General features: G+C 45.5%; 23 protein-coding genes. 16 read left to right on the top strand and 7 right to left on the bottom strand.

Features of this window, described 5'->3' with window-relative positions; all coding sequences use genetic code 11:
• Positions 1–70 precede the first annotated feature (70 nt).
• From ICN19_RS07925 to ICN19_RS07915, 3 genes are read left to right on the top strand one after another with little or no spacing between them, the layout of a single operon-like run.
• Positions 71–2,029, top strand: a complete 1,959-nt coding sequence (locus ICN19_RS07925; RefSeq protein WP_216246801.1) for a lytic transglycosylase domain-containing protein — start codon at positions 71–73, stop codon at positions 2,027–2,029.
• A gap of 37 nt (positions 2,030–2,066) precedes the next feature.
• Entirely contained in the window at positions 2,067–2,975 is a 909-nt protein-coding gene (locus tag ICN19_RS07920) for a complex I NDUFA9 subunit family protein (protein WP_216246799.1), read from the top strand.
• The gene (locus ICN19_RS07915) at positions 2,975–4,105 is read left to right on the top strand and encodes a polynucleotide adenylyltransferase (protein WP_216246797.1); all 1,131 of its coding nucleotides are present in this window, start codon (positions 2,975–2,977) and stop codon (positions 4,103–4,105) included. The genes ICN19_RS07920 and ICN19_RS07915 overlap by 1 nt, the downstream gene beginning before the upstream one ends.
• A gap of 8 nt (positions 4,106–4,113) precedes the next feature.
• Here ICN19_RS07915 and ICN19_RS07910 read toward each other — a convergent pair whose 3' ends face one another.
• Entirely contained in the window at positions 4,114–5,301 is a 1,188-nt protein-coding gene (locus ICN19_RS07910; protein WP_216246794.1) for a class I SAM-dependent methyltransferase, read from the bottom strand.
• Positions 5,302–5,326: 25 nt separating this feature from the next.
• On the opposite strand from ICN19_RS07910, the gene ICN19_RS07905 reads away from it, so the two are divergent.
• The 9 genes from ICN19_RS07905 (at position 5,327) to ICN19_RS07865 (ending at position 17,767) form a co-directional block, all read left to right on the top strand.
• Positions 5,327–6,136, top strand: coding sequence for an SDR family oxidoreductase (locus ICN19_RS07905; RefSeq protein ID WP_216246793.1), 810 nt, complete (start codon positions 5,327–5,329; stop codon positions 6,134–6,136).
• Positions 6,137–6,158: 22 nt separating this feature from the next.
• Positions 6,159–6,554, top strand: coding sequence for a dihydroneopterin aldolase (locus ICN19_RS07900; RefSeq protein ID WP_216246791.1), 396 nt, complete (start codon positions 6,159–6,161; stop codon positions 6,552–6,554).
• Positions 6,555–6,571: 17 nt separating this feature from the next.
• Complete coding sequence (gene ttcA, locus ICN19_RS07895; protein WP_216246790.1) at positions 6,572–7,480, top strand: tRNA 2-thiocytidine(32) synthetase TtcA; 909 nt, start codon at positions 6,572–6,574, stop codon at positions 7,478–7,480.
• Positions 7,477–9,000 carry a bifunctional UDP-N-acetylglucosamine diphosphorylase/glucosamine-1-phosphate N-acetyltransferase GlmU gene (gene glmU / locus ICN19_RS07890; RefSeq protein WP_216246788.1) on the top strand — a complete coding sequence of 508 codons (1,524 nt, stop codon included), beginning with the start codon at positions 7,477–7,479 and terminating at the stop codon, positions 8,998–9,000. The genes ttcA and glmU overlap by 4 nt, the downstream gene beginning before the upstream one ends.
• Complete coding sequence (gene glmS / locus ICN19_RS07885; protein WP_216246786.1) at positions 9,000–10,832, top strand: glutamine--fructose-6-phosphate transaminase (isomerizing); 1,833 nt, start codon at positions 9,000–9,002, stop codon at positions 10,830–10,832. The genes glmU and glmS overlap by 1 nt, the downstream gene beginning before the upstream one ends.
• Before the next feature lie 23 nt (positions 10,833–10,855).
• Positions 10,856–11,659, top strand: coding sequence for a hypothetical protein (locus ICN19_RS07880; RefSeq protein ID WP_216246783.1), 804 nt, complete (start codon positions 10,856–10,858; stop codon positions 11,657–11,659).
• A 217-nt stretch (positions 11,660–11,876) separates the two neighbouring features.
• Positions 11,877–13,415: an efflux transporter outer membrane subunit gene (locus ICN19_RS07875; protein ID WP_216246939.1), complete on the top strand. Its 1,539-nt coding sequence runs from the start codon at positions 11,877–11,879 to the stop codon at positions 13,413–13,415.
• 169 nt (positions 13,416–13,584) lie between these two features.
• Complete coding sequence (locus ICN19_RS07870) at positions 13,585–14,724, top strand: efflux RND transporter periplasmic adaptor subunit (protein WP_370625185.1); 1,140 nt, start codon at positions 13,585–13,587, stop codon at positions 14,722–14,724.
• A gap of 7 nt (positions 14,725–14,731) precedes the next feature.
• Positions 14,732–17,767, top strand: coding sequence for an efflux RND transporter permease subunit (locus tag ICN19_RS07865; protein WP_216246781.1), 3,036 nt, complete (start codon positions 14,732–14,734; stop codon positions 17,765–17,767).
• 18 nt (positions 17,768–17,785) lie between these two features.
• Here the strand turns inward: ICN19_RS07865 and ICN19_RS07860 are convergent, their stop codons facing one another.
• From ICN19_RS07860 to ICN19_RS07850, 3 genes are read right to left on the bottom strand one after another with little or no spacing between them, the layout of a single operon-like run.
• Entirely contained in the window at positions 17,786–18,448 is a 663-nt protein-coding gene (locus ICN19_RS07860) for a glutathione S-transferase family protein (protein WP_216246780.1), read from the bottom strand.
• Positions 18,449–18,475: 27 nt separating this feature from the next.
• Entirely contained in the window at positions 18,476–18,976 is a 501-nt protein-coding gene (locus ICN19_RS07855; protein ID WP_216246777.1) for a flavin reductase family protein, read from the bottom strand.
• A 9-nt stretch (positions 18,977–18,985) separates the two neighbouring features.
• Positions 18,986–19,282 carry a hypothetical protein gene (locus ICN19_RS07850; protein ID WP_216246775.1) on the bottom strand — a complete coding sequence of 99 codons (297 nt, stop codon included), beginning with the start codon at positions 19,280–19,282 and terminating at the stop codon, positions 18,986–18,988.
• A gap of 87 nt (positions 19,283–19,369) precedes the next feature.
• Here ICN19_RS07850 and ICN19_RS07845 point away from each other — a divergent pair, with 87 nt between their 5' ends.
• A complete protein-coding gene (locus tag ICN19_RS07845; RefSeq protein WP_216246774.1) occupies positions 19,370–20,353 on the top strand; it encodes an MDR family oxidoreductase in 984 nt (327 codons plus the stop codon).
• 29 nt (positions 20,354–20,382) lie between these two features.
• Here the strand turns inward: ICN19_RS07845 and ICN19_RS07840 are convergent, their stop codons facing one another.
• Positions 20,383–20,559 carry a DUF1289 domain-containing protein gene (locus ICN19_RS07840; RefSeq protein ID WP_216246771.1) on the bottom strand — a complete coding sequence of 59 codons (177 nt, stop codon included), beginning with the start codon at positions 20,557–20,559 and terminating at the stop codon, positions 20,383–20,385.
• A 43-nt stretch (positions 20,560–20,602) separates the two neighbouring features.
• Between ICN19_RS07840 and ICN19_RS07835 the strand changes: the two genes are divergently transcribed.
• Positions 20,603–21,688 (top strand): MBL fold metallo-hydrolase, encoded by a 1,086-nt coding sequence (locus ICN19_RS07835; protein ID WP_216246770.1) that lies wholly within the window; start codon positions 20,603–20,605, stop codon positions 21,686–21,688.
• On the opposite strand, the gene ICN19_RS07830 is transcribed toward ICN19_RS07835, so the two are convergent.
• A complete protein-coding gene (locus ICN19_RS07830; RefSeq protein WP_216246768.1) occupies positions 21,600–22,049 on the bottom strand; it encodes a PhaM family polyhydroxyalkanoate granule multifunctional regulatory protein in 450 nt (149 codons plus the stop codon). The two genes, ICN19_RS07835 and ICN19_RS07830, sit on opposite strands and share 89 nt — an antisense overlap.
• A gap of 74 nt (positions 22,050–22,123) precedes the next feature.
• Between ICN19_RS07830 and ICN19_RS07825 the strand changes: the two genes are divergently transcribed.
• Both ICN19_RS07825 and metH read left to right on the top strand, forming a co-directional pair.
• Entirely contained in the window at positions 22,124–23,188 is a 1,065-nt protein-coding gene (locus ICN19_RS07825; RefSeq protein ID WP_216246766.1) for a homocysteine S-methyltransferase family protein, read from the top strand.
• Entirely contained in the window at positions 23,185–25,935 is a 2,751-nt protein-coding gene (metH, locus tag ICN19_RS07820; RefSeq protein WP_216246764.1) for a methionine synthase, read from the top strand. Before ICN19_RS07825 ends, metH begins: the two co-directional genes overlap by 4 nt.
• Here the strand turns inward: metH and ICN19_RS07815 are convergent.
• Positions 25,932–26,249, bottom strand: a complete 318-nt coding sequence (locus ICN19_RS07815; protein ID WP_216246761.1) for a DUF1840 domain-containing protein — start codon at positions 26,247–26,249, stop codon at positions 25,932–25,934. The two genes, metH and ICN19_RS07815, sit on opposite strands and share 4 nt — an antisense overlap.

Here is a 26,249-nt window from a genome sequence, read left to right as displayed (position 1 = left end):
TAGAAGATATAGTAATCAAGTTGTTGCCTGACCACAGTCAGGTAAATAGATATGGGGTTAGATAGCGAGAATGAAGTCCGCAATATTCAGCAGCAAGCACCTTTTGATGGCTAAGATTCTGATCTTGGGCCTAGCGTTTGGCATGTCCAATAGTTTTGCAGAAAAAACCAAAAAGCCAAGCCTGCCTAAGTCATATGAGAGCAAAGCTGCTCCCGCAGAAATTACCGATACCGATCGGATGTTTATTGATTTGCGTGAAGCCGCAAAAAAGAATGATGTATTTCGGACTCAACAACTCTCTTCGAATTTGGTTAACTACCCATTTGATGATTACGTAGCTTATTTCCGTATTAAGCCGCAATTATTTGATAGCGCGGGCGGAGCGCGAAATGACTATAGCGCTGATGCTCAAGTGGTTGCTTTTTTAAATCAATACCAAGGCACAGCTCTGGCGGATCGCATGCGGAACGATTGGCTCTTGGTCTTGGGTAAGCGAAAAGATTGGGCGCGCTTTGATGCAGAGTACGCCAAATTTGTATTGGATGACGATACACAAGTGAAGTGCTACTCCTTGTTATCTAAATTATCTCAGGGTGAGAACCCGACTAAATTGGCAATCGATTCTCGCTCAGTCTTATTGGACCCAAGTTACTTTGGGCAGGCTTGCCAAGAGCTAGTGCCATCACTAGTTGCTGCAGGTGGTATGTCTCCAAGCGAAGCTAAAGCAATTGGGCGCGCTGCTAGCGAAAGAGGTTATGACACTATGGCGCGTCGTCTTGGTGGCGAAGACCCAATCGCGGATATTGTAAAAGCGGCTAAAGCCGATCCGGCCAAAGCCTATCGTGACTTTTCTCAAAATGCATCGCGCTATAGCAAAGAGAATCAAGCGGTTGCATGGGGTGTGATCGGACAATTCTTGGCGAAGAAGTTAGATCCTAATGCGGATGATGCTTATCGTTTACAGCAGGAGCTTGGTTACAACGAACTCCTTTCTGTTGAATCGCAAGAGTGGAAAGTACGCGCTGGTTTGCGTGCTAAAGATTGGGCTCTGGTGAAGAACGCAATTGATGGCATGAATCCAGCTGTGCGTGCTAAAGACCCCGCATGGACTTATTGGTATGGCCGAGCATTAAAAGCTGAAGGTCAAGACGCTAAAGCCAAAGATAGTTTTGAGTTAATTGCTGATCAATACAACTTTTATGGTCAATTGGCACGTGAGGAGCTAGGGAAATCCAATCATGCCCCCGCTAAGACTAAGGTGACTGAGCAAGAGATTGATGCGATGGCAAGCCGTAAAGGATTTATTCGTGGCGAGCGCTTATATGCAATGAACTTGCGCTTTGAGGGTAATCGCGAATGGAACTGGGAATTACGTAACATGTCTGATAAGCAGTTGTTGGCTGCAGCTGAGTATGCGAAGCGCATTAATCTCTATGATCGTGTAGTGAATACTGCTGATCGCACAAAGCAAGAGCATGACTTTAGCTTGCGTTATCCAACGCCATTTAAAGAAGAGCTATCTCCGATTGCACGCCAAATCGATTTGAATCTTGCTTGGGCATATGGTTTGATTCGTCAGGAGTCGCGCTTCATTATGAATGCCGCGTCTTCAGTGGGCGCGTCCGGCTTGATGCAAGTGATGCCAAATACCGCTAAGTATGTTGCCAAAAAAATTGGTATGACGAATTACACCAATGACAAGCTAAGCGACACCAATACCAACCTGACTTTAGGTAGCAATTACTTAAATATGGTTCTCATCGACTTGGACGGCTCTTGGGTTTTGGCTTCAGCGGCCTACAACGCAGGACCTTCTCGTTCAAAAGCTTGGCGTGAAAAGTTGTCTGGGCCTACCGAAGGCGCTATCTTTGCAGAAACCATTCCATTCACGGAAACACGCGTGTATGTAAAGAACGTACTCTCCAATGCAAATTACTATTCGTCTGTAATGAATGGCCAAACACAATCTTTAAAGCAACGACTAGGTGTGATTACACCGAAGGCTGCAACGCAATCCGAGCTTCCTTAAAATAATGAATTACCCCAAAAGGTAAAGAAAGCCTCACATGAAATACGACATTCTATTGATTGGTGGAAATGGTTTTGTGGGGCGAGTTATTGCTGCGCAACTTCAACTTGCGGGCTATTCTGTATTGATTCCAACAGGCCATTTGGCTGCCGCACGTGAATTACGGTTGCTGCCCAAGGTGCATGTAGAAGAGGCTGATGTTCATGAGTTTGATGAGCTACAAAGTCTTTGTGAGCGTATTGATAAAAATGGAGCGGTGATCAATTTAGTTGGTGTCTTGCATGACAAGACCGCTCAGCCTTATGGAAAAGTATTTAAGGTGGCGCATGTAGATTTGCTAAAAAATATTATTACGGCGATGCAGCTACATGGCTTGAAACGCTATTTGCACATGAGTGCGTTGGGCGCGGATTCTCATGGACCTTCTATGTATCAGCGCAGCAAGGGTGATGGAGAAGCCGCTGTGAAGGCAAGCGGTTTAGATTGGACAATCTTTAGGCCATCTGTCATCTTTGGTGCGCAAGATCAATTCATTAATTTATTTTCCAAATTGACCAAGTTATTCCCTGCCATGCCTTTGGCCAACCATCAGGCACAGTTTCAGCCGGTGAGCGTGGATGATGTTGCATCTGCTTTTGTGAAATCGTTATCGATGCCGCAAACAATTCATCATTCCTATGACTTGGTGGGCCCAACGGTTTATACGATGAAAGAAATCGTTGAATTTGCAGCTCGCAAGGCAAAGACAAGCTGTGCGATTATTCCGGTCCCTGCTTTTGTGGGTTATTTGCAGGCGCTTGCATTTGAGTTTTTGCCTGGGCCCACGTTAATGTCTCGTGACAATATTGCCTCCATGCAATTACCCAATACTTTGCCTGCAGGCGGTGTCGATTCACTGACAGAGGTATTCAAAATGAGTCGCCGTAGTCTAGAGGGAATGCAGTAATGAAAATCTACGCAGTAGGCGGAGCTATAAGGGACACCCTAATGGATTTGCCTGTGCACGATATTGATTATGTCGTTGTGGGTTCTAGCGTAGAAGAGATGATTGCTAAGGGCTACCGCCCTGTAGGAAAAGATTTCCCGGTCTTTTTACATCCAGAGACTCAGGCTGAATATGCACTTGCTCGCACTGAGCGTAAGACTGGCCAAGGCTATAAAGGGTTTCATTTTTATGCCGATCCTTCCGTTACCTTGGAACAGGATTTAGAGCGTCGTGATTTAACAATTAATGCAATGGCGCAAGAAGTGGGCGCAGATGGAAAACAGTTTGGACCAATTATTGATCCTTATAACGGTCAAGAAGATTTAGCTGCCAAAATATTTCGGCATGTGTCTAATGCATTTGCAGAAGACCCATTGCGCTTATTGCGCATCGCTCGATTTTCTGCACGTTTCCCAGAATTTAGCGTAGCCGATGAAACCCTATCAGCGTTAAAGGCGATTGTTCAGTCTGGCGAGTTAAAGGCTCTATCAGCCGAGCGTATTTGGCAGGAGTTGGCTAGAGGTTTGGTGGCCACAAAGCCGATGCATTTGTTTCAGGTCTTATTAAATACAGGCGCTGCCGGCGTGATATTGCCTCCATCATTGACCACCAAGTTGGCAGATGAGCCTTTTCGCGAACAGTTAATTACACATTTTTCATGTGCCGGGAATAGCTTGGATGAGCGTTGCGCAATTATTTTGATGGATTTGAGTGCCAAGGAAATTCGCTCTTGGGCTGATTGTGTTCGCATGCCAATCGAAGTGCGTGATTTCAGCGAGATTTTTAGTGACTTGAGAGTTTTAGTAAATACATACCTCAATCATTCTTATCAAGCTAAGGATATTTTGGCTTGGTTTAATCGTGCAGATCTTTGGCGCAAGCCGGATCGCGTTCAAGCGATTTTGAATCTTGCCGACAAGCTGGGGATGAACACATTACCCTTAATGAATGCAATGCGTAATGCTCAGACAATAAATGCGGCAGAAATTATTGCAAGCGTTGCAGTAGAGGATCGCTCTAATGGCGAGCGTATTGGTAGCACTTTTGAGTCCGCAAGATTGGCTGCAATTACTGCAGCGCTAAATTCTTAAACAAGATACTAGAGTCTATTTCTGCCGCGTAGACCTGGCAGATCTTCAAGGATATGGCCTGGCAGCAAGCTTTCTAAGTTCTTAGAAAATGCAAAGGCCTTAAAGAGCTCGCCCATCTCCGCTTCAGACAATAATTTTTGTAGAGAGTTCGAGATAGGAAGAAATGTTTCTGGGTCACTAGGATCGCCAATCTCTAGTGCGATATCACCAATGCCTGCATCCAGCAGGTATGCAGCCTGATTAGCGAGATACACATCATCTACATTTTCTGTCAATGCACTACGTGCAATTTGCGACCACTCAACGTGCGTTGTTAAGTCACAAAGACCAGGAAGATAAAAAGGATCTTGAATCGCATGATGGCGATGGTGAGCCATCAGTGTGCCCTCAAGTCTTTGAGGGTGGTAGTACTCGCTTTCCGGAAATCCATAATCAAATGTCAGAAATAGACCAAGTTCTAGATGCTTGGCAACTTGTTGCATCCAAGCGTTTGCCGGTGTGTGTAGTTCGGTGACATAGCCCTCAGAGAAGTTGCCGCTTAATAAACTTTCGGGAAGTAGCTTTTGTTCAACGGGTGAGCCTACTTTCCAAGTGAGAGTCTCATTCTCAAAAGCAACCCCATACCAATACCAAAAGCCATCTTTAAAAATGATGGCATCACAAGGAATGGCATCGATCACTTCATTAGCAAGAATGATCCCTTTAAAATTTTTAGGTAACTCGCTAAGCCAATTGCATTGAGTGCTCAAATAAAGTTGTTTAACCGTAGCATCAATATTTTCTTGTTGACGCTGCGCTAAATCTGGCGAAATTTCAATAATGTCGTAACTGTCTAATTGAAATCCAAGGTCATTAAGACGAGTAAGGATGGATGCGGCCAGCTTTCCAGTGCCTGCCCCAAACTCTAAAATTTGCGTAGGCAAGCCTTTGTCTTTGATGCCCTCAAGTACTGGCAAGAGGGTTGAGCAAATAGCGGCGCCAAATAAGGGGCTTAATTCAGGGGCGGTGGTGAAATCACCACCCGCACCCAGCTTATGGGCCCCGGCGCTGTAATAGCCCATTCCGGGCTCGTATAAGGCCATCTCCATATAGCGAGAAAAGGGGAGCCAGCCGCCTTTTGAGGCGATCTGAGAGGCTATTTTGGCCTTCAGAAGCGCACTATGCTCCGTTTCAAGGCTGGTCAAGGTAATATCCATAGCTCGCTAGTCTAAGAGAATTTAATTGAACCCTAGTTCAACACCCCCATCCCAGCAACCAAAGGCAGTTTTAGTGACTGGCGCTGCAAAGCGTCTGGGTCGAGAAATTGCCTTGCAGTTTGCCCGTCAGGGCTGGGATGTTGCCGTTCATTATGGGCGATCAGCCCATGAGGCCGCCCAAGCCGTTCAGGAAATTCAGGGATTTGGAGTTAAAGCTCAGGCTTTTGAAGCAGATTTGGCCGATGAAGCCGCAATCAACAATCTTTTTAAAGCGGTTAGCAATGCTTTTCCGCATTTGAGCTGTTTAGTCAATAGTGCCTCTATTTTTGAATATGATCGCGCCAGTTCAGATACCCCTTTAAGTGGAAAAATCTTGCAAGAGCATATGCAGGTGAACTTGACGGCACCAATTTTGTTATCTCAACTGATGTTTGAATATCAAAAAAGCAAGTCAAATACATCAGAGGTCATTCCATCTGCAATTCAATTACTAGATCAAAAACTCATTAATCTCAATCCAGATTATTTATCTTATACGCTATCCAAAGCCGCACTACTTTCTTCTGTTGAATTATTGGCGATGGATTTTGCGCCGCATTTACGAGTGGTTGGATTGGCTCCAGGAATCTCTCTTCCATCAGGCGATCAAACACACGATGGTTTTTCTAAGGCGCATCAAATGACGCCACTAGGTAAATCTTCAACACCTGCAGACATTGCAAAAGCAGCGGTATTTTTAGCGGATTCTGGTGCCATTACTGGAACCACTTTATATGTGGATGGCGGACAGCACTTATTGCCCTCCACTCGCGATGTAATGTTCAAAACCAATTAAGTTTTTTAAAAAGTAAATATTCATGCACGCTATTCTTTCTCATCCTGCCCTTGTTGACTGTCGCCGTTTATTTTTGCGCGACTATGAAATCTATATCAACATCGGCGTTCATGACTTTGAGAAAAAAGCAGAGCAGCGCGTCATCTTAAATGTAGACCTCTATATTCCTTTGGCGATGAATACGCCAACTCAGGATCAATTGGATGAGGTGGTGGATTACGACTTCATGCGTGAAACTATTAAGGCTAGAGCCTCCAAGGGCCACATCCATTTACAGGAAACTTTCTGTGATGACATTGTGACGGCGATGTTGTTGCACCCTAAGGTATTGGCTGCGCGAGTGAGCACGGCTAAGCCGGATGTGTACCCAGACTGCCACTCAGTGGGTGTTGAAGTGTTTCGTATTAAGACTTCTTAAAGAATTAAAAAACTCTTATGGGCGATATTCGTAAAGTTGTCTTCGAAGAAAACAAGTTAGAGAAAAAACTCTGTCGCTTGGTTGGTCAGGCTATTGGTGACTTTGGCATGATTGAAGATGGCGACAAGGTCATGGTGTGTGTATCTGGTGGCAAGGATAGTTATGCCATGCTCGATATCCTGATGAAGTTGCGTGAGCGGGCCCCTATCAATTTTGAAATCATCGCAGTGAATTTGGATCAAAAGCAGCCAAACTTTCCTGCGGAAATATTGCCTAATTACTTAAAGAGCCTGGGTGTCCAATATCACATAGAAGAGCAAGATACTTACAGCATTGTGAAGCGCGTTATTCCTGAAGGTAAAACTACTTGTGGCTTGTGCTCACGTTTGCGTCGTGGCATTTTATATCGCGTAGCAGATGAATTAGGTGCAACAAAGATTGCATTGGGACACCATCGTGACGACATCCTGGAAACCTTGATGCTCAATATGTTTTATGCGGGCAAGCTTAAGGGTATGCCGCCAAAACTGAGATCTGATGATGGCAAGCATATTGTGATTCGCCCCTTAGCTTATGTTCCTGAAAAGTTACTTGAGCGCTATGCGGCCGATATGAACTTCCCTATCATTCCATGCGACTTGTGTGGCAGTCAGCCCAATCTACAGCGTCAAGTGATGAAAGAAATGCTGCGCGACTGGGAAAAGAAGCACCCAGGTCGAGTTGAGAACTTATTTCGCTCTATGCACCATATCGTTCCGTCCCATTTGATGGATGGAGAGGCCTTTGATTTCAAAAACCTGGAGATTTCTACCGAACTCTCCGGAATTGCTGCTAGATCTGCAGGTGACAAGGCAATTGATGAGGCTGAATTAGACGAATTAGCCTGTGGAACCATGATTCAGGGGACTTATAATCCCCCTTTATGAATATCGTCATATTGGCTGCTGGGCAAGGAAAGCGGATGAAATCCGCCCTGCCCAAGGTCCTGCAAAATCTAGCAGGCAAACCCCTGCTTCAGCATGTTCTCGATACTGCACTCTCTTTACAGGATAAGAAAGCAAAAACTGGCCCTGTTGTTGTGGTGGGTCATGGCGCAGTAGACGTTAAGACATTCTTAGTAATTGCAAGCAAAGATAACTCAGGCTATAGCAAAGTAGTGACCGCGCTTCAAGCCGAGCAAAAAGGTACGGGTCACGCACTCTTGCAAGCATTGCCTAAGTTGGATGTACAAGAGCCTACGCTGGTTTTGTATGGCGATGTTCCGCTGACAACAAAAAAGACGCTCGCCAAATTAGCAAAATTAGCGGATGGTGTAAGAGGGCAAGATTGCGCATTGGCTTTGCTGACACAGAACCTAAGCAATCCAACCGGATACGGTCGCATCGTGCGCAATGCTGATGGTTCAGTAAAAGAGATTGTTGAAGAGAAGGACGCAACTCAAGCGCAAAAACAGATTCATGAAATCAATACCGGCATCATGGTGCTGCCAACGAACTCATTAAAGAAATGGCTAAAGGCTTTACGTGCAAGCAATGCCCAAGGTGAGTATTACTTAACTGATGTGATTGCCATGGCAGTCAAAGATGGTGTGCCAATTCGCACCTCTCAGGCCGATGATGAATTTGAAACTATTGGCGTGAATAGTCGTAATCAGCTTGCTGCGTTGGAGCGTGTACACCAGCTCAATATTGCCAATCAATTAATGGATGCAGGCGTATCTCTTTCTGATCCGGCGCGCATTGATGTACGCGGTACTTTGGAGTGCGGTACAGACGTATCAATTGACGTTGGATGTGTGTTTGAAGGCTGCGTCACTTTAGGTGCCGGTACAAAGATCGGTCCTTACTGTGTGATTCGTAACAGCGTCATCGGTAATGCTGTAGTTATTCATGCATACAGTCATGTGGATGGTGCAAAAGTAGGCAATCAATCTTTAATTGGTCCTTATGCTCGATTGCGTCCTGGTGCGGATTTATCGAATGATGTTCACATTGGCAACTTTGTTGAAGTAAAGAACAGCAAAATTGCCGCTAACAGCAAAGCCAATCATTTGGCTTATGTTGGCGATTCGATTGTTGGCTCCAGAGTCAATATTGGTGCCGGTACTATTACTTGTAACTACGATGGCGTTAATAAACACCAAACCATTATTGAAGACGATGTTTTTATTGGCTCGGATACACAGCTGGTTGCTCCGGTGCGCGTGGGTCGCGGTGCGACATTGGGCGCAGGCACAACACTCACAAAAGATGCGCCAGCCAATCAGTTGACCGTATCGAGAGCAAAGCAAATTTCATTGCAGTGGCAGCGCCCTGTAAAGCAAGAAAAAAAGAATGCCATTAAAAAGCCGCCCGCAAAAAAAGCAGTAACAAAAAAATCAGCGAAGAAAACTACGAAGAAAGCGGTTAAAAAAGTAGTTAAGAAAACTGTAAAAGGTAAAAAATAATGTGCGGTATTGTTGGAGCAGCCTCCCATAAAAATATCGTTGATGTTTTGGTTGAGGGTTTGCGCCGTCTAGAGTACCGGGGTTATGACTCTTGCGGTTTTGCAGTCATCAATGGTGATGATGCTAAATATCCCATTGAGCGCGCTCGCACTACGGCACGTGTTTCTGAGCTGGCCGAGCAGGGTAAGGATTTTATTGGCACGCTGGGAATTGCACATACACGCTGGGCGACTCACGGCAAACCAGATACGCAAAATGCGCATCCACATACTTCAAATGATTTAATTGCTGTCGTGCATAACGGCATTATTGAAAACTACGAAGTGCTTCGTGCCGAATTAAAAGCTGCTGGGTATGTATTTACTTCTGAAACTGATACAGAAGTGATTGCCCATTTAGTTCATCGGCAATATGTTGCTAACGGACAAAAAGATATTGCACAGTCAGTAAGAGCGGTGTTGCCAAAATTACATGGTGCTTACGCTATTGGTGTTATTGCCCAAGATAATCCGAGCACTCTGGTAGGTGCGCGCGTTGGATCGCCTCTAGTAGTAGCCATCGGAGATCATGAACACTTTTTAGCATCTGATGCGCTGGCTTTGGCCGGACGAGCTCATTCCATGCTGTATTTAGAAGAGGGCGATGTTGCGGTCCTTAAGGCGGATAGTGTTGAGGTGATTGATCAGGCGGGCAAGCCTGCCCAAAGAGAATTAAAGCCTATGCCAGCGCAAGCTGACTCGGTTGATTTGGGCCCGTATCAGCACTACATGCAAAAAGAAATTTTTGAGCAGCCGCGCGCGATCGGCGATACGCTTGCCAATATTGCTGAATTTGGTCCGGGATTATTTAATGCAAACCCTGAGGACTGGAAAGCGTTTGATCAAATTTTGATCTTGGCTTGTGGCACTAGTTACTACTCTGCTTGTGTCGCCAAATATTGGTTAGAGGATATTGCTGGTATTCCGACACAAGTTGAAATTGCAAGCGAATATCGCTATCGCACTACCGTTCCTAATCCAAAAACTTTGATTGTTGTTGTTTCGCAATCTGGCGAAACGGCTGATACCTTAGCTGCTCTGCGTCATGCGAAGACCTTAGGCCATAAGTACACCTTAGCAATTTGTAATGTGGCAAGTAGTGCAATGGTTCGCGAAACTGAGTGGAATTTCTTGACCAAGGCTGGTGCTGAAATCGGCGTTGCCTCAACAAAAGCATTTACTACCCAGCTCTTGGCGTTATATCTCTTAGCAGTTTCAGTAGCGAAACGTGCCGGCAGAATTTCCCCTGAAAAAGAAAAAGAATTACTCCGCGAGTTGCGTCATTTACCAAAAGCCCTCCATGCAGTTCTTGCGCTTGAGCCGCAAATCATTGCCTGGAGTGATGCTTTTGCTAAGTGTGAGAATGCTCTATTCCTTGGCCGTGGAATGCATTACCCGATTGCACTTGAGGGTGCATTAAAGCTCAAAGAGATTTCTTATATTCATGCCGAAGCCTATCCAGCTGGTGAGCTAAAGCACGGCCCGCTGGCATTGGTTACCGACAAAATGCCAGTAGTTACAGTCGCGCCTAACGATGTTCTGTTGGAAAAGCTAAAGTCGAATATGCAGGAAGTCAAAGCGCGCGGCGGCAAGCTTTATGTCTTTGCTGATCAAGATACTCATATCGCAAGCAGTGAAGGCATCAATGTAATCAAGCTACCCGAGCACTATGGCTACCTTTCGCCAATTCTGCACGTTGTTCCGCTCCAGTTATTGGCTTATCACACAGCCTGCGCACGCGGTACTGATGTAGATAAGCCAAGAAATTTAGCTAAGAGTGTCACCGTAGAGTAAGGCTAAAAAGGTAACTTTCAAACATGAAAAAAAGATTAACGACCTTATTCATGTTGATATTTTTCAATATCAACTTTTGTCTTGCATCCAATGATCTGCCAAAGCAAGGCGATCTTATCAGTGGCAGCTATCAGGTACATATCGATGGTCTCGCGGGAAAGGGTTTATTGAGATCCATTCCGCTGCCTGCAGGAGAATGGATTGTTGTTAGTGCCTGGGATAGGCCATCAGTTAACAATGCATTAGCAGGAAACAGAATACAACCAGTGTCTCTGAGAGAAATGGTTTTGGCACAAGTTAATAAAAGCAATCAACTCGTTGCCGCAATATTTTTTACTACCAATTTAGAGTCACATGCCTACAGGTGGGACCCAAATTATTGCAATGATGTAAATGATAATTTTATTTACTCAAATCAATATGGCACGGATCTATGGCAACAGCGCTGCACTAACATTATGGCAACGGGGTACCTTCAGTCATCTACTCCAGGTCAAAACAAGGTCCGAGAGTTTTATAACTCCAAAGGAATTAAATTTGATTCAAATGCCCTTCGGGTACAAACGTCTGAGTATGATCATCGGGGAAACATACTTCGTTTTGATCTCTTTTATTTTCCAAGCGCCTATGGTTTAGAAAACCCTTCTGTTGGTAATTCAACCATGTCCCCATGGTTCAAAACAAATTACAAGCAAGATCCTAAAAAGGTGAAATTTATTGAGGGCCTACAGAAGTGGGCTGATGAGTATTCAAATCTCCAAAATAAATACTTCGGCGGATCTGATAAGCCGGTAGATAAGATAGATCTCTACAAATTTAGTAACTAATTGTTGTTAGGGCTCGAGCCTAAATTTGGTAAGCTTAGCGGCCCCAAATTAGAACTTCATTCGATTTCAATCCGTTACGGATGAATAAATTTTCATTGGTTTGACATTCACCTAAAGTTGTGAACAAAATTCATTAGATAAATCAGGGCTTTACGGAGACCTGATTACTTTTTTGTGTTCAAATAAGTCTTGTAAAAGAGGATATTTATTGCAACTCATGTTTTCATTGATACCCCCAAGCTCAAGGTTGAAGTTCATTCCACTAATTTGTGTGGCGGTTCTCTCTGCGTGCGCTGTTGGTCCGGACTTTAAACAACCAGAAGCGCCTAAGACCTCTTCATATACTGAAACCGTTCTCCCTAAAAAACTCACGCCTGCCCCTGGCGTGCCTGGCGGCAGCGACCAGGAGTTTGTTGAGGGCGCTGATATTGAAGCGCAGTGGTGGGAGCTCTATAAATCTCCCGAGCTTGATGCGCTGATTAAAAAAGCGCTTGAGCAAAATCCAAATTTGGGTGCAGCTGATGCAGCACTCCGTGCAGCTCAAGAGAATGTCAATGCACAAATTGGTGGGCAGTACTTTCCGGCAATTGGCGTTGGCGCAAATGCTTTAAGACAGAAGCAGCCATCGGCTGTCTATGGCATGAACTATGGCACCGACACCTACAACCTTTACAACACGAGTGTGAACGTTACGTATAAGCTAGATGTATTTGGCGGAGCCCGTAGAGCGGTTGAAGGTGCTCGTGCGCAAGCAGAGGTTGCACAGTTTCAGTTGGAAGGCGCTTACCTTTCTTTGACTGCTAACGTAGTAACAAGTGCGGTAAGGGAGGCAGCATTGCGTGCGCAGATGCAAGCTACAGAGGAGATTCTGAAAGCGCAAACCAATCTTGCCGAGGTAACTGAAAAACAATTAGCTATTGGCACAGTTTCAAAAGTAGACGTCACATCGCAACGTACACTGGTTTCTAGTTCTCAAGTAGATCTGTTTACCTATGAAAGAAACTTAGCATTTGCACGTAACCAGTTGGCAGTATTGGTGGGTGAAATTCCAAGCAATGCAAATATTGCCAAGTTTGATTTAGCAAATTTAAATTTGCCTGAGAAGTTACCACTCTCGGTACCTTCTAGTCTGGTACGTCAACGTCCTGACGTGCGTGCTGCGGAGGCTCAACTCAAGGCCCAGAATGCCTTTGTGGGTGTTGCTACTGCAAACCTATTGCCGCAATTTAATATCACTGGATCCATAGGTGCTGCCGCATTAACCTCGAATGGATTGTTTGGGCCCAACTCTGCTTTATGGACTCTTGGCGGCGGCATATTGCAACCACTTTTCCAAGGCGGTCAGTTATTAGCGCAACGTCGTGGCGCTATTGCTAACTATGAGCAAGCTGCTTTCCAATATCAAGCAACCGTCTTAAATGCATTTCAGGAAGTGGCTAATGCTTTGCGTGCCTTAGAAACCGGCGCTCAAGCACTCAAGGCAGCATCAGATGCAGAGCGTTATGCCTATGAAACATTGGATTTAGTACAGCAGCAGTACAAGTTGGGTACTGCTAGTTATTTGGCGGTGCTCTACTACCAAAATCAGTATCAACAAGCAAAAGTGAAATCAGTTTCTGCACAAGCAACTCGTTTTTCAGATACGGCAGCATTATTTGCAGCACTGGGCGGTGGCTGGTGGAATCGTGAGGGCCCTGCTTTTAAACCAAAAGACATAGCGAACAAAGATCAAAATGAAACTTCTGGAAAAAATTAAGAACAAGCTAATTGCTTTAGTTCTTGCCTTATGGGCATGGACGAAACGCAAAGCAATTGAGTGGAAATTGCGTGAGAGAGCCATTGCTCTTTGGGAAAAGGCCAAGGCTTTTTGGGCTCGCATGGGTCAAAAATGGCGCGGCACTAAAGCGCATGAAAAATTAATGGCTATGGAGCCGTTGAAACGTCGCATGATTATCATGCTTTGCGGTGTATTTTTGTTGTTAGGTTTGATATTTGCTTTTAACCAGCTGAAGACTTTTTTGATTAAGAATTTCATTGCTGGCATGGGCTTACCTCCTGCAACGGTTTCCACCATGGTGATTGAATCTTCTGAGTGGCAGCCTAAATTAACTAGTGTGGGTAATGTACGTGCATTTAGAGGTGTTGAGCTCAGCACTGAGTTAGGTGGCTTAGTGCAAACAGTACCCATTAAGTCTGGACAGGATGTCAAAGAGGGCGACTTATTAATTAAATTAAATGATGCTTCTGATGTTGCACAGTTAAATTCATTAAAAGCAATGGCTGATTTGGCTAAGGTAATTAATGAGCGTGATAGACAGCAGCTGGCAATCCAGGCAATTAGTAAAAACGTATTTGATACGAGCGCTGCAGATGCCAAATCAAAGCAAGCCCAGGTAGAGCAGCAGACTGCATTGGTAGCCAAGAAAAATCTTAAGGCGCCGTTTAGTGGACGCATCGGCATTGTGGCTATCAATCCCGGCCAGTATGTGAACCCTGGAGATAAGTTGCTAACACTGCAAACTTTGGATCCTATTTTTGTAGATTTCAATTTGCCACAAAATAATGCTGAGCAAATTCAGGTTGGCCAAGAGGTTGTGGTGACAACCGATGCATTCAAGGACGCTAGCTTCACAGGAAAAATTACGGCGGTTAGTCCAAAGGTAGATACTAATACTCGTAATATTCAGGTTGAGGCTCAATTAGCCAACCCAGATAAGAAAATTCTCCCAGGCATGTTTGCGAACGTCAATATCAAGCTGGGCGATCAAGTGAAGTACTTAACCCTTCCTCAAACAGCGGTTACTTACAACCCTTACGGCTCCACAGTCTTTATTGCCAAACCAACGGGCAAAAAAGATAAAAAAGGCAATCCTGCTCTTGAGGCGCAACAAGTATTTGTTACAACTGGATTAACGCGTGGTGATCAGGTTGCCATTCTCAAAGGTATTGATGAAGGTGCAACCGTTGTGACAAGCGGTCAGCTGAAATTAAAGAACGGCACACCACTCATCATTAACAACAAGGTGCTGCCAGCAAACTCGCCTGATCCAAAGCCGCAGGAATAAATAGCAGATGAATTGGACTGACATATTCATCCGTAGGCCAGTGCTCTCCATGGTGGTGAGCGCGCTGGTGCTGATTTTTGGTTTAAAGGCAATTGGATCCTTGCCGGTAAATCAGTATCCGCAAACACAAAATGCGATTGTGACCATCACAACAGCCTACTATGGTGCGGATCCAGAAACTATTGCGGGCTTTATCACGCAACCCCTAGAAGCTTCTATAGCTCAGGCGCAGGGTATTGATTACCTTTCTTCTGCCAGCGTGAGTGGTGTCTCAACCATTGTTGCAACATTAAAGTTGAATTACGACTCAAACGCGGCATTAACTCAGATACAAACTCAAATTAGCGCAGTCAAGAATCAGTTGCCACCTCAAGCTCAGCAGCCGATTTTGACGGTACAAGTGGGTCAATCAACTGCTGCGATGTATATGGGTTTCTATAGCGATGAAATTCCCAACAACGCGATTACCGATTACCTATTGCGCGTAGTTAAGCCAAAGCTAGACTCTGTTGAAGGCGTGCAGAATGCAGAAATTACTGGCGGTCGTAAATTTGCTTTACGTGCCTGGCTTGATCGTGAAAAGATGGCTGGTCTTGGTGTTGGCGCTGACGATGTCTATAGCGCCTTATCGGCAAATAATTACCTTTCAGCCGTGGGAAGCACTAAAGGCGATATGGTATCGGTCGATTTGGTTGCCGGAACGGATCTACATACGCTCGAAGAATTTCGTAAGTTAGTCATTAAAAAAGATGGGGTAAATATTGTTTACCTCGATCAGGTAGCTAACGTCACATTGGGTTCCGAGGACTACAACACAAACGTTGCTTTTAGTGGCAAGAGTTCAGTATTCATCGCGATAAAGGTTGCACCACAAGCCAATCTATTAGATGTAGCACAGCGTGTACGAGATGTGGTGCCTGATATTCAAAAGCAATTGCCAATCGGGATGACTGGCAAGATTGTGTATGACTCCACCAAATTTATTACTAGCTCTATTGACGAAGTAGTTTCCACATTGTTAGAGGCTTTGGTCATTGTGACTGTAGTCATTTACCTCTTCTTAGGTAGCGCTCGCGCTGTTGCGGTTCCGGTCATTGCAATGCCTTTATCGCTGATTGGCACATTCTTCTTGATGCAGGTTCTTGGCTATTCCATTAATTTGCTTACCCTTTTGGCCTTGGTGCTGGCAATTGGACTCGTGGTTGATGACGCCATTATTGTGGTTGAAAACGTTGACCGTCACATGAAGGAAGGTAAGTCGCCTTTAGAGGCCTCATTAATCGCTGCGCGCGAATTAGGTGGCCCTATTTTGGCGATGACAGTTGTGCTGATTGCGGTATATATCCCAATTGGCTTCCAAGGTGGCTTAACCGGCGCCTTGTTTACGGAATTTGCATTTACTTTGGCTAGTGCAGTGGCAGTTTCTGGGTTGATTGCGTTAACGCTATCGCCGATGATGTGTTCGCGTATCTTTACTGAAGAACAAGAGGCTTCATCATTTGTGCAAAAGATTGATCGCATCTTTGATAAGGTGCATCACAGCTATCAAAGCACTTTGCGCGAATTGTTAAGTACCTGGCAAGTCATCATTGTGATGGGCGTCATTTTGCTAGGTGGTGTTGCATATCTGTATGCAACTGCACGTGCTGAATTAGCGCCAACGGAAGACCAAGGCATTGTGTTGATGCAAGCATCAGGACCGCCTAATAGTACGGTTAATCAAATGCAGACCTATGCGGATCAAATCTATGCGATTGCTGCTGCAGAACCAGAATATGAACAAGCGTTTCAGATCACGAGCCCAACTTCTAGCTTTGGCGGCATTTTGCTCAAAGACTGGGGCGAGCGTAACCGCAATGCTACAAAGTTCCAGGAAGATATGCAGCAGAAGTGGAATACGATTGCAGGCGCCCGCGTTGCAGCCTTCCAATTCCCTGCGTTACCGGGCGCACAAGGCTTGCCAGTACAGGTGGTGATCAATACAACCGAATCTTATTCAGCCTTAAATGAAGTGTCACAGGCGGTGCTTGATAAAGCCCGTCGTAGCGGCAACTTCTTCTTCGTAGATTCCGATCTGAAGATTGATAAGCCACAAGACGTTTTAGAAATTGATCGTGAAAAAGTGGCAGCTTTGGGGATGACTCAACAGCAAGTGGGCGCGTCACTTTCCGCAGCTTTAGGCGGCGGCTTCGTGAATTATTTCTCGGTAGCTGGGCGCTCTTATCGAGTAATCCCACAAGTGAAGCAAGTGGATCGTTTAAATCCAGATCAAATCTTGGATTACTACATCCGCACGCCAAGCGGGGCAATGGTTCAGGCGCGTACTATTGCAACTATCAAACAAAGGGTGGTGCCACAGTCAATCAATCACTTCCAGCAATTAAACTCTGCGACGATCTCTGGCGTAAGTACACCATTTATTTCACAGGCGGATTTATTGGAGTTCATGCGTCAGACTTTGAAAGAAGTTGCTCCTAACGGTTACAGCATGGACTACGCTGGCCCATCACGTCAGTTTATGGCTGAGTCTGGAGGCTTCTTAGTCACCATGTTCTTTGCGATCTTGATTGTATTCTTAGTGCTTGCGGCTCAGTTTGAGAGCTTCCGTGATCCGATTGTGATTTTGGTTTCTGTGCCGTTGGCTTTATTTGGCGCCTTGATCTTTATTAATCTAGGATTCACTACCTTAAACGTCTATACCCAGGTTGGCCTTGTCACATTGATGGGATTAATTAGTAAGCACGGAATTTTGATCGTCGAGTTTGCTAATGAGTTGCAAGAAGCTGGACGCAGTAAGCTTGATGCCATCGTTGAGGCCAGCAGTGTTCGTTTGCGTCCAATTTTGATGACTACTGCTGCGATGGTCTTAGGTGTCTTGCCTTTGGTGATTGCCTCTGGTGCTGGTGCTGCTGGTCGACAGTCTATGGGTATAGTGATTTTTACCGGCTTATCGATTGGCACATTGTTCACACTCTTTGTGGTGCCGGCAATGTACTTATTTATCGGTGCCGATCACCACGCTAAGAAATTTAAACAGCAGTAAAAATACAAATCAGAAAAACTACTTAACGATATTGAGCTCTTTCTCAGCAATATCGTTAAGGCAAGTTTCTTCTTCGAGGCGTTTTAGCCATACATCAATATTTTTGAGATCTGCACGCTCTCCAGTTTGCTGTGGGAAGGTTTTGTTTAGCAGAATCCAGCGGCTGACACAAAGGGCGAGAACGATATCGCCGATCTGAAATTGATTGCCTGAGCAGTAATTTTGTTTGGCTAGTGTTTGATCAAGCATGCCAAGTAGTCGATTAGTTTCTTGATAGCCCTTCAAGATAGCTTGGTGATTACGTTCAGCTTCTGGGGTTCTGGTTAGCCCTAAAAATGCAATGCGTAGCGCTGGCCACATCGTACCTAATTGCCAATCCAACCACTTTTCAGATTCGTATTGAGTTTTGATGTCTGCAGTAAAGCGTCCAGCCTTGTCATGTTGACGTGCCAAGTAACGCATGATGGTATTGGACTCCCAAAGTACGACCTCACCATCTTCAAACGTAGGTACTAAGCCATTTGGATTGAGTTTTAAAAACTCGGGTGTGTTGTTAACCCCAAAGTGCAAGCCAGCATCAATACGCTCAAAGTCTTTACCTTCTTCAAGTCCAAGCTCTGCCAGGCACCACAACACTTTTTGAACATTGATAGAACTTTTGCGACCCCATAAACGCATCATGGTATTTCCTTGCCAAGATAGTTGGTGTTAACTAGATTTAATTTCTGTGAAATCGAGACCAACAAATTTACTGCGCGCAAAAATGAGAGGCTCTCGTTCTGGATGATTTTTTAAGTTAATGACTTTGGCAACGATGATGTTGTGATCGCCGCCAATGTGAACGCAAACAGTTTCGCATTCGTAATAAGCTACGCAATGATCAATTTGAGTAAGCCCGCTAGCTGCTAGCTTATGGCCAATACCATTAAATTGATCTACTTTTACTGTAGCAAAATGCATTGCCAGATTTTCTTGCGAACGTTCCAGAACGTGAATCAGGTGCTTTTTCCCAAGTTCAACCCAGGGCATGAGGCGTGAATGTTTCTTCAGGCTCCAGAGGATGAGTGGTGGCTCGAGCGAGACTGTATTAAACGAGCTAATCGTAATGCCGTGGGAATTATTTTCTTCATCTAGGCAAGTGATGACGGTGACCCCGGTTGCAAACGATGAAAAACCTTTGCGCAGCTCTTGTGAGGTAAATGGGGTCATTAGTCTTGTTTACTTTGCTTCAGTTTTTGCAGAAGCTGCAATGGTTGTACCGGGGATAGGAATCAAGATTTCGTTTTCTTCAGCTTTTACGCACTTAAAGCGATATTCTTTACCTGCTTTAGATAAAAAGCTGGCGCCTTCATAGAAATCATTTCTACAGGTCTTGGTCGCGAAATCCATGACATCCTGTGGAGCAGCGCTAGAGCTAATGAGGCGCATGTTGCCCATTGACATGTTGACCTGGGTTGAATAGCACCCAGACAGCAACAAGCCAGAAATCGTAGTTAATAGTAGAATTTTTTTCATGGAAACCTCCATAATCAGCAATGCTCGTTAGGATAAACCTATTAAGCAATTGCTGCGGGGAAATACCTCGATCTAAAAGGATGAGACATGTTTAAAGCAATATTGGTAAATAAAGACGATCAAGGCTATCGTACCGAATTGGCCCAGGTAGATGAGGCTAGCCTCCCAGAGGGTGATGTACGTGTAGGGGTGTTGTATTCCACACTCAACTACAAGGATGGTTTGGCCATTACTGGAAAAGGCCCAGTGGTTCGCAGCTTTCCAATGGTGCCTGGTATCGATTTTGCAGGTGAAGTAATAGAAAGTACTAGCCCTGACTTTAAGGCTGGAGATATGGTGCTGCTCAATGGCTGGGGAGTGGGTGAGGGGCATTGGGGCGGTTTAGGTCAGCAGGCTCGCGTAAAGGCGGATTGGTTGATTCCCTTACCAAAAGGATTTACTGCAAAACAAGCATTGGCTATTGGTACTGCAGGCTATACCGCCATGCTCTGCGTTATGGCACTTCAAAAGCATGGACTTAAACCGAGCGATGGTGAGGTTTTGGTGACGGGTGCTGCAGGGGGTGTTGGTAGCTTTGCAATTACGCTTCTCAGCAAACTGGGTTTCACTGTTGTAGCTAGCACTGGTCGTATGGCAGAGGCGGACTATCTTAAAAAATTAGGTGCGACTGAAGTCATTGATCGTGCCGCTCTATCTGCCCCCGGTAAGCCGCTGGCAAAAGAGCGTTGGGCGGCAGTAGTCGATAGCGTTGGTAGCCATACCTTGGCAAATGCTTGCGCACAAACCAAGAGTGATGGTGCGGTAGCGGCTTGTGGTTTGGCGCAAGGCATGGATTTTCCTTCCACCGTAGCGCCATTTATTTTGCGGGGAGTGACTTTGTATGGAATTAATAGTGTGACTGTGCCACGTGCAAAACGAATCGCAGCTTATGAGCAACTAAGCAAACTGGTGGATTTGAAAACGTTGGATGAAATCTCTCATGAAATTTCACTGGAAGAATCCATTAAATATGCGCAAGAATTAATGGCGGGCAATGTACGTGGACGCTTGATTGTCGACGTTAATAAATAAAGAAAGAAGTAGAGCTACATAAAGAAGTTTTACTGTGTTGCTTGGGGTTTGCGAATAGATAGTTGTGTCCAAACCTCAAGTTTCTCGGGATTGGACATATCCGACCAATCAGCAATCTCATTCAGGGTACGATAGCAGCCACGACAGTAACCATTCTCGGGGTTAATGTCACACCAATTAATGCAAGGCGATGGAACTATTGTCAAAGCAAACCTAGAAATAAAAAGATAAAAGAAATTACGTTAAATCATGATTACTCAAAACAAAGCAAGTGCTGAAGCTGAGATCCATTATCCATTAGGAGATGCACTTCCGGAAGTGGGAAGCAGTATTGAGGTTGCGCCAGGTGTTCGTTGGATTCGTATGCGCCTACCGTTCGCCTTAGACCACATCAATTTATGGCTACTACGCGATGAAATCGAAGGTATTTCGGGTTGGACGATTGTGGATTGTGGCATTGCTAATGATGAGACAAAAGCTTCTTGGGAGCAGGTCTTTGCTACCCAGCTAGAAGGCTTACCAGTCTTACGCGTCATTGTGACTCATATGCATCCAGACCATGTGGGCTTATCACAATGGCTATGTGAGAAATGGAATGTGCCTTTATGGATCTCGATGACCGATTATTTAACTGCTCAATGGTTAAGCTGCAAAGAGGGTGGTGCTGCAGTGGGTGCGCGTGCTGGTAGCGGAGGCTCTGCAGATCATTTCCAAAGACATGGATTAACGGCGCCAGAAGATTTAGAAAAAATCAGAGCGCGCTCAAATTACTATAGCAATATGGTTCCTGGAGTGCCACGTCAATATCGTCGCATTATTGATGGCGAAAGTATTTTAATTGGCGGACATTTTTGGCAGATCATGATGGGGTATGGGCATGCGCCTGAACATGCTTCTCTTTTTTGCAAAGAGCTTGGCGTGCTCATCTCCGGAGATATGTTGTTACCTCGCATCTCTACTAACGTCAGTGTCTACGATGCCGATCCAGATGCAGATCCTCTAGGTCTGTATTTAGATTCTATTGAAAAATATTTAGCGCTACCTGAGAGTGCCTTAGTACTTCCTTCTCATGGGAAACCATTCACTGGAATTGCGCCGCGTATTGCACAGCTGAAAGCACATCATGATGATCGCTTGGCAGATGCCTTAGGCGCATGTAAAAAACCGGCACATGCTCGAGAGATTGTGCCGGTTTTGTTTAAGCGTGAACTAGATATTCATCAACTTACTTTTGCGATGGGTGAGGCTATTGCTCATCTGAATTACCTACTTCGTCGAGGTAAGTTGCGTCGCCAGCTTTGCGACGACGGCGTGTTGCGGTTTTCCGTGGTTTAGCGCTAGCCGTTTTTGTCTCAGATTCTTCCTTGGGCGCTGTAGCTGCTGCTCCCGCTGCAGAGACGGCATCACCAAATGATTTGAGCGCCATCATGGTGGCATGCTGAACCTCTAACCCCTGAATGGTGGACTTGAGAATGTTGAGGTTCAAATTAAGCCAGTTTTCAACGCTTTTAAGGTCCTTAATGCGCTTTTCTAGCTCATCCACGTCTAGGCCAGGGAAAGCGGCTCCAAAGCCTCCAGCAGCCTTAGATGCGTCCGCTGTGAAGGGGAATTGCCTGGCCTGAGCTGCTGCACCTTGTCCCCACATAGTTTTAAACATATCTAGGCTTTGATTGAATTCTGGAATGGTTCCAAACATAGGGGCTCCGGGGTAAATGAAAAGTGGCTTTTCCAATAGAATAAGGGATTCTAGAGATTAATCCCGGTTTAACAATGCAATCTAATGGTTTGTCCCAGCCTTACACCCGCGGTCAAAAGCTTCCTGAGCTTTTAAAGCAGCGCATCCTCATTTTGGATGGCGCTATGGGCACCATGATCCAGCAGTACAAGTTAACCGAAGCTGACTACCGTGGTTTGCCAGGTAATACCCGTTTCGCCGACCATCCCGGCGACATTAAAGGCAATAACGAATTGCTCGTATTAACCCAGCCCCAAATTATTAGCAAGATTCATGAGCAGTATTTAGATGCGGGCGCAGACATTATTGAAACCAATACTTTTGGCGCAACTTCAGTAGCGCAAGAAGATTACAAAATGGCTGGCTTAGCGCGAGAGATGAATAAAGTCTCCGCCAAATTGGCGCGAGCGGCTTGCGAAAAATATAGCACCCCTGATAAGCCACGTTTTGCTGCGGGCGCGATTGGGCCTACACCAAAGACGGCCAGCATCTCTCCTGATGTAAATGATCCTGGGGCGCGCAATGTAACCTTTGATGCGCTACGCGCTTCATATCGTGAACAGATTGAAGGTTTGTTTGCTGGTGGTGTGGATTTATTTTTAGTCGAGACGATTTTCGATACGCTCAATGCTAAGGCCGCACTCTTTGCTCTTGATGAATTTTTTGAAGAGACTGGTGAACGTTTGCCAGTCATGATTTCTGGAACGGTGACTGATGCTTCAGGACGCATTCTTTCTGGTCAAACTGTTGAAGCCTTCTGGAATAGCTTGCGTCACATTAAACCGCTTACCTTTGGTTTGAACTGTGCGTTAGGCGCTGCGCTGATGCGCCCTTACATCGCAGAGCTAGCAAGAATATGCGATGCTGCTGTCTCTTGTTACCCTAATGCGGGCTTGCCTAATCCAATGAGCGACACTGGTTTTGATGAGACTCCAGATATCACTTCAAACTTAGTTGATGGCTTTGCAAAAGATGGCTTAGTCAATTTAGTTGGTGGCTGCTGCGGTACTACGCCTGACCATATTCGTGCGATTGCAAATGCTGTTGCAAAACGTAAGCCACGTGCTTTCTATAAAGAGAATGCAGAGGCGGCAGTATGAGCAAGATTGAGAAAAAAGTAATGCCAGCCATGAAACTCTCTGGTCTTGAACCTTTTAACGTTACTGCTGATGTTGGCTTTGTGAACATTGGCGAGCGCACCAACGTCACTGGTTCAAAAGCATTTGCTCGCATGATTCTAAATAATCAGTTTGATGAGGCGCTCGCAGTAGCCCGTCAGCAGGTTGAGAATGGCGCCCAAGTTATCGACATCAATATGGATGAGGCGATGCTGGATTCTGAAGCGGCAATGACACGCTTCTTAAATTTAATTGCATCTGAGCCTGATATTGCCCGCGTTCCCATCATGATCGACTCCTCTAAGTGGAGCGTGATCGAGGCAGGCTTGAAATGTATTCAGGGTAAGCCAATCGTCAATTCGATTTCCTTGAAAGAGGGTGAAGAGCCTTTTAGGAAGCAAGCGCGCTTAATTCGTCGTTATGGCGCTGCTTCTGTCGTGATGGCTTTCGATGAAGTAGGTCAAGCAGACACATTTAAACGTAAGACCGAAATTTGTCAGCGTTGCTATGAGATCTTAGTAAATGAAATTGGCTTTCCAGCTGAGGACATTATTTTTGATCCAAATATTTTTGCAATTGCTACTGGTATTGAAGAGCATGACAACTATGCTGTTGACTTTATCAATGCCACCCGTTGGATAAAAGAAAATCTGCCTGGTGCCAAGGTAAGTGGTGGTGTTTCTAATGTGAGCTTCTCCTTCCGCGGTAATGACCGTGTGCGTGAAGCAATCCATACCGTGTTCCTGTACCACGCCATTCAGGCGGGTATGGATATGGGCATTGTGAATGCCGGTCAGTTGGGCGTCTATGCTGACCTTGATCCTGAGTTACGTGAGCGCGTAGAAGACGTTGTGCTCAATCGCTTTAAAGAAAAAGATGGCAAAACCCCAACAGAGCGTTTGCTCGATATTGCCGATCAATTTAAAGGTGGCGGTGCTAAGCAAGTTGAAAATTTAGTATGGCGCGAGGCCCCAGTGCGCGAGCGCTTAACGCACGCCTTAGTCCATGGCATTACAACATTTATTGAAGAAGATACCGAAGAGCTGCGCGCAGAAATTATGGGTGCAGGCGGTAGACCAATTGAGGTAATTGAAGGCCCGCTCATGGATGGCATGAATGTGGTTGGCGATTTATTTGGTGCCGGAAAAATGTTCCTGCCTCAAGTGGTTAAGAGCGCACGCGTGATGAAACAAGCGGTTGCAATTTTGATTCCGTATATCGAAGAAGAGAAGCGTCAACATATTGCTGCCGGTGGGGAGGCTAAAGCCAAAGGCAAGATTGTGATGGCGACCGTGAAGGGCGACGTGCACGATATCGGTAAAAATATTGTGACCGTTGTTCTGCAATGCAATAACTTTGAAGTAGCCAATATGGGTGTGATGGTTCCTTGCGCAGAAATTCTGAAGCGCGCTAAGGAAGAGAATGCAGATATCGTTGGTTTATCTGGCTTGATTACTCCATCACTTGAAGAGATGACTTATGTTGCACAAGAGATGCAGCGTGATGATTATTTCCGTGAGCGTCAAATACCGCTCATGATTGGTGGCGCCACTACTTCTCGAGTACATACTGCGGTAAAGATTGCTCCACACTATGATGGCCCAGTGGTTTACGTACCCGATGCTTCTCGTTCGGTGTCTGTAGCATCTAGCTTGCTGTCTGATGAAAGCGCCAAGAAATTTATTCAAGATTTGCGTGATGACTACGTGCGCATTCGTGAGCAACATGCCAATAAGAAAGCGGCACCAACAATTTCCTTAGAAGCAGCTCGCAAGAATCGCGAGATGATTGATTGGGCTTCATACGTTCCAGAGAAGCCAAAATTTGTCGGTCGCCGTGTATTTAAAAACTTTGCATTAAGCGACATTGCAAAATACATCGACTGGACACCGTTCTTTCAGACTTGGGACTTGGCAGGCAAGTTTCCAGCCATTCTCGATGACGAAGTTGTAGGAATTGAGGCTCGCAAGGTGTTCGCCGATGCCCAGGCTTTGCTCGATAAACTCATTAAAGGTCAGTGGCTACAAGCTGATGCTGTAGTAGCCTTCTATCCTGCCAATACGATTGGTGATGACATTGTTCTCTATAGCGATGAGGCACGTGAACATCCTTTATTTGTTTGGCATAACTTGCGCCAACAATCTGAACGCCCAGTTGTCGATGGGGTACGCAGACCTAATCGCTGTTTAGCTGACTACGTTGCGCCAAAAGATTCCGGTGTTGCGGATTACCTGGGTTGTTTTGCCGTCACAACTGGTCATGGTGTTGAAAAGAAAGTGGCCGAGTTTCAGGCAAAGCATGATGATTACAGTGCGATTATGTTGAAGGCCTTGGCAGATCGTCTCGCTGAAGCTTTCGCAGAATTGATGCACCATCGTGTTCGCACTGATCTTTGGGGCTATGCAACCGATGAGATTTTGACCAACGATCAAATGATTAATGAAGAGTACCGCGGTATTCGTCCGGCGCCTGGTTATCCAGCTTGCCCTGCGCATGAAGTTAAGGAAGATTTGTTGCGAGTCATTGGCTCAGAAGATATCGGTATGACTCTGACTGAGTCTATGGCGATGAATCCTGCTTCTAGTGTGAGCGGTTTTTATCTAGCTCACCCAGATGCGCGCTACTTTAATGTGGGCAAACTTTCCGATGATCAGGTTGAGGATTTGGCAAAACGTCGTGGCCAGAGTGTTGAAGATACCCGCCGCCAGTTAGCAAGCTTGTTGGACTAAACGCCCCACATGACCGGTTCTTCTTTGGATCTTGCTTGCTTCATGAGCTCCAAAAATGGGTAGGCTCGTTGCCCAAGGCGATCTGCCAGCTTAGGCTTCTCGGCGGCATTTTCGGAATCTTCATTCACTTTTGCCCGCTCCTCAAGATCTTTGAGAATGGCAGTTTCTAGCGCAGTGATCAGATCGGGGAGCTGTTCAACCGTCAGGATCCCACGAGGCTCGAGGGGTCGCCCCAAAATATCAAAAATTCGTTTGGTCAGATCTGCCAGCATGATGACGTCTGGACCAGCTTTTGAGCGAAATTGATAGATCAT

The organism is Polynucleobacter sp. AP-Capit-er-40B-B4, from assembly GCF_018882245.1.
In the GTDB taxonomy this organism is placed as follows: domain Bacteria; phylum Pseudomonadota; class Gammaproteobacteria; order Burkholderiales; family Burkholderiaceae; genus Polynucleobacter.
The sequence above is the reverse complement of the archived record's forward strand: the minus strand, read 5'-3'. Positions and strand labels throughout refer to the sequence as shown.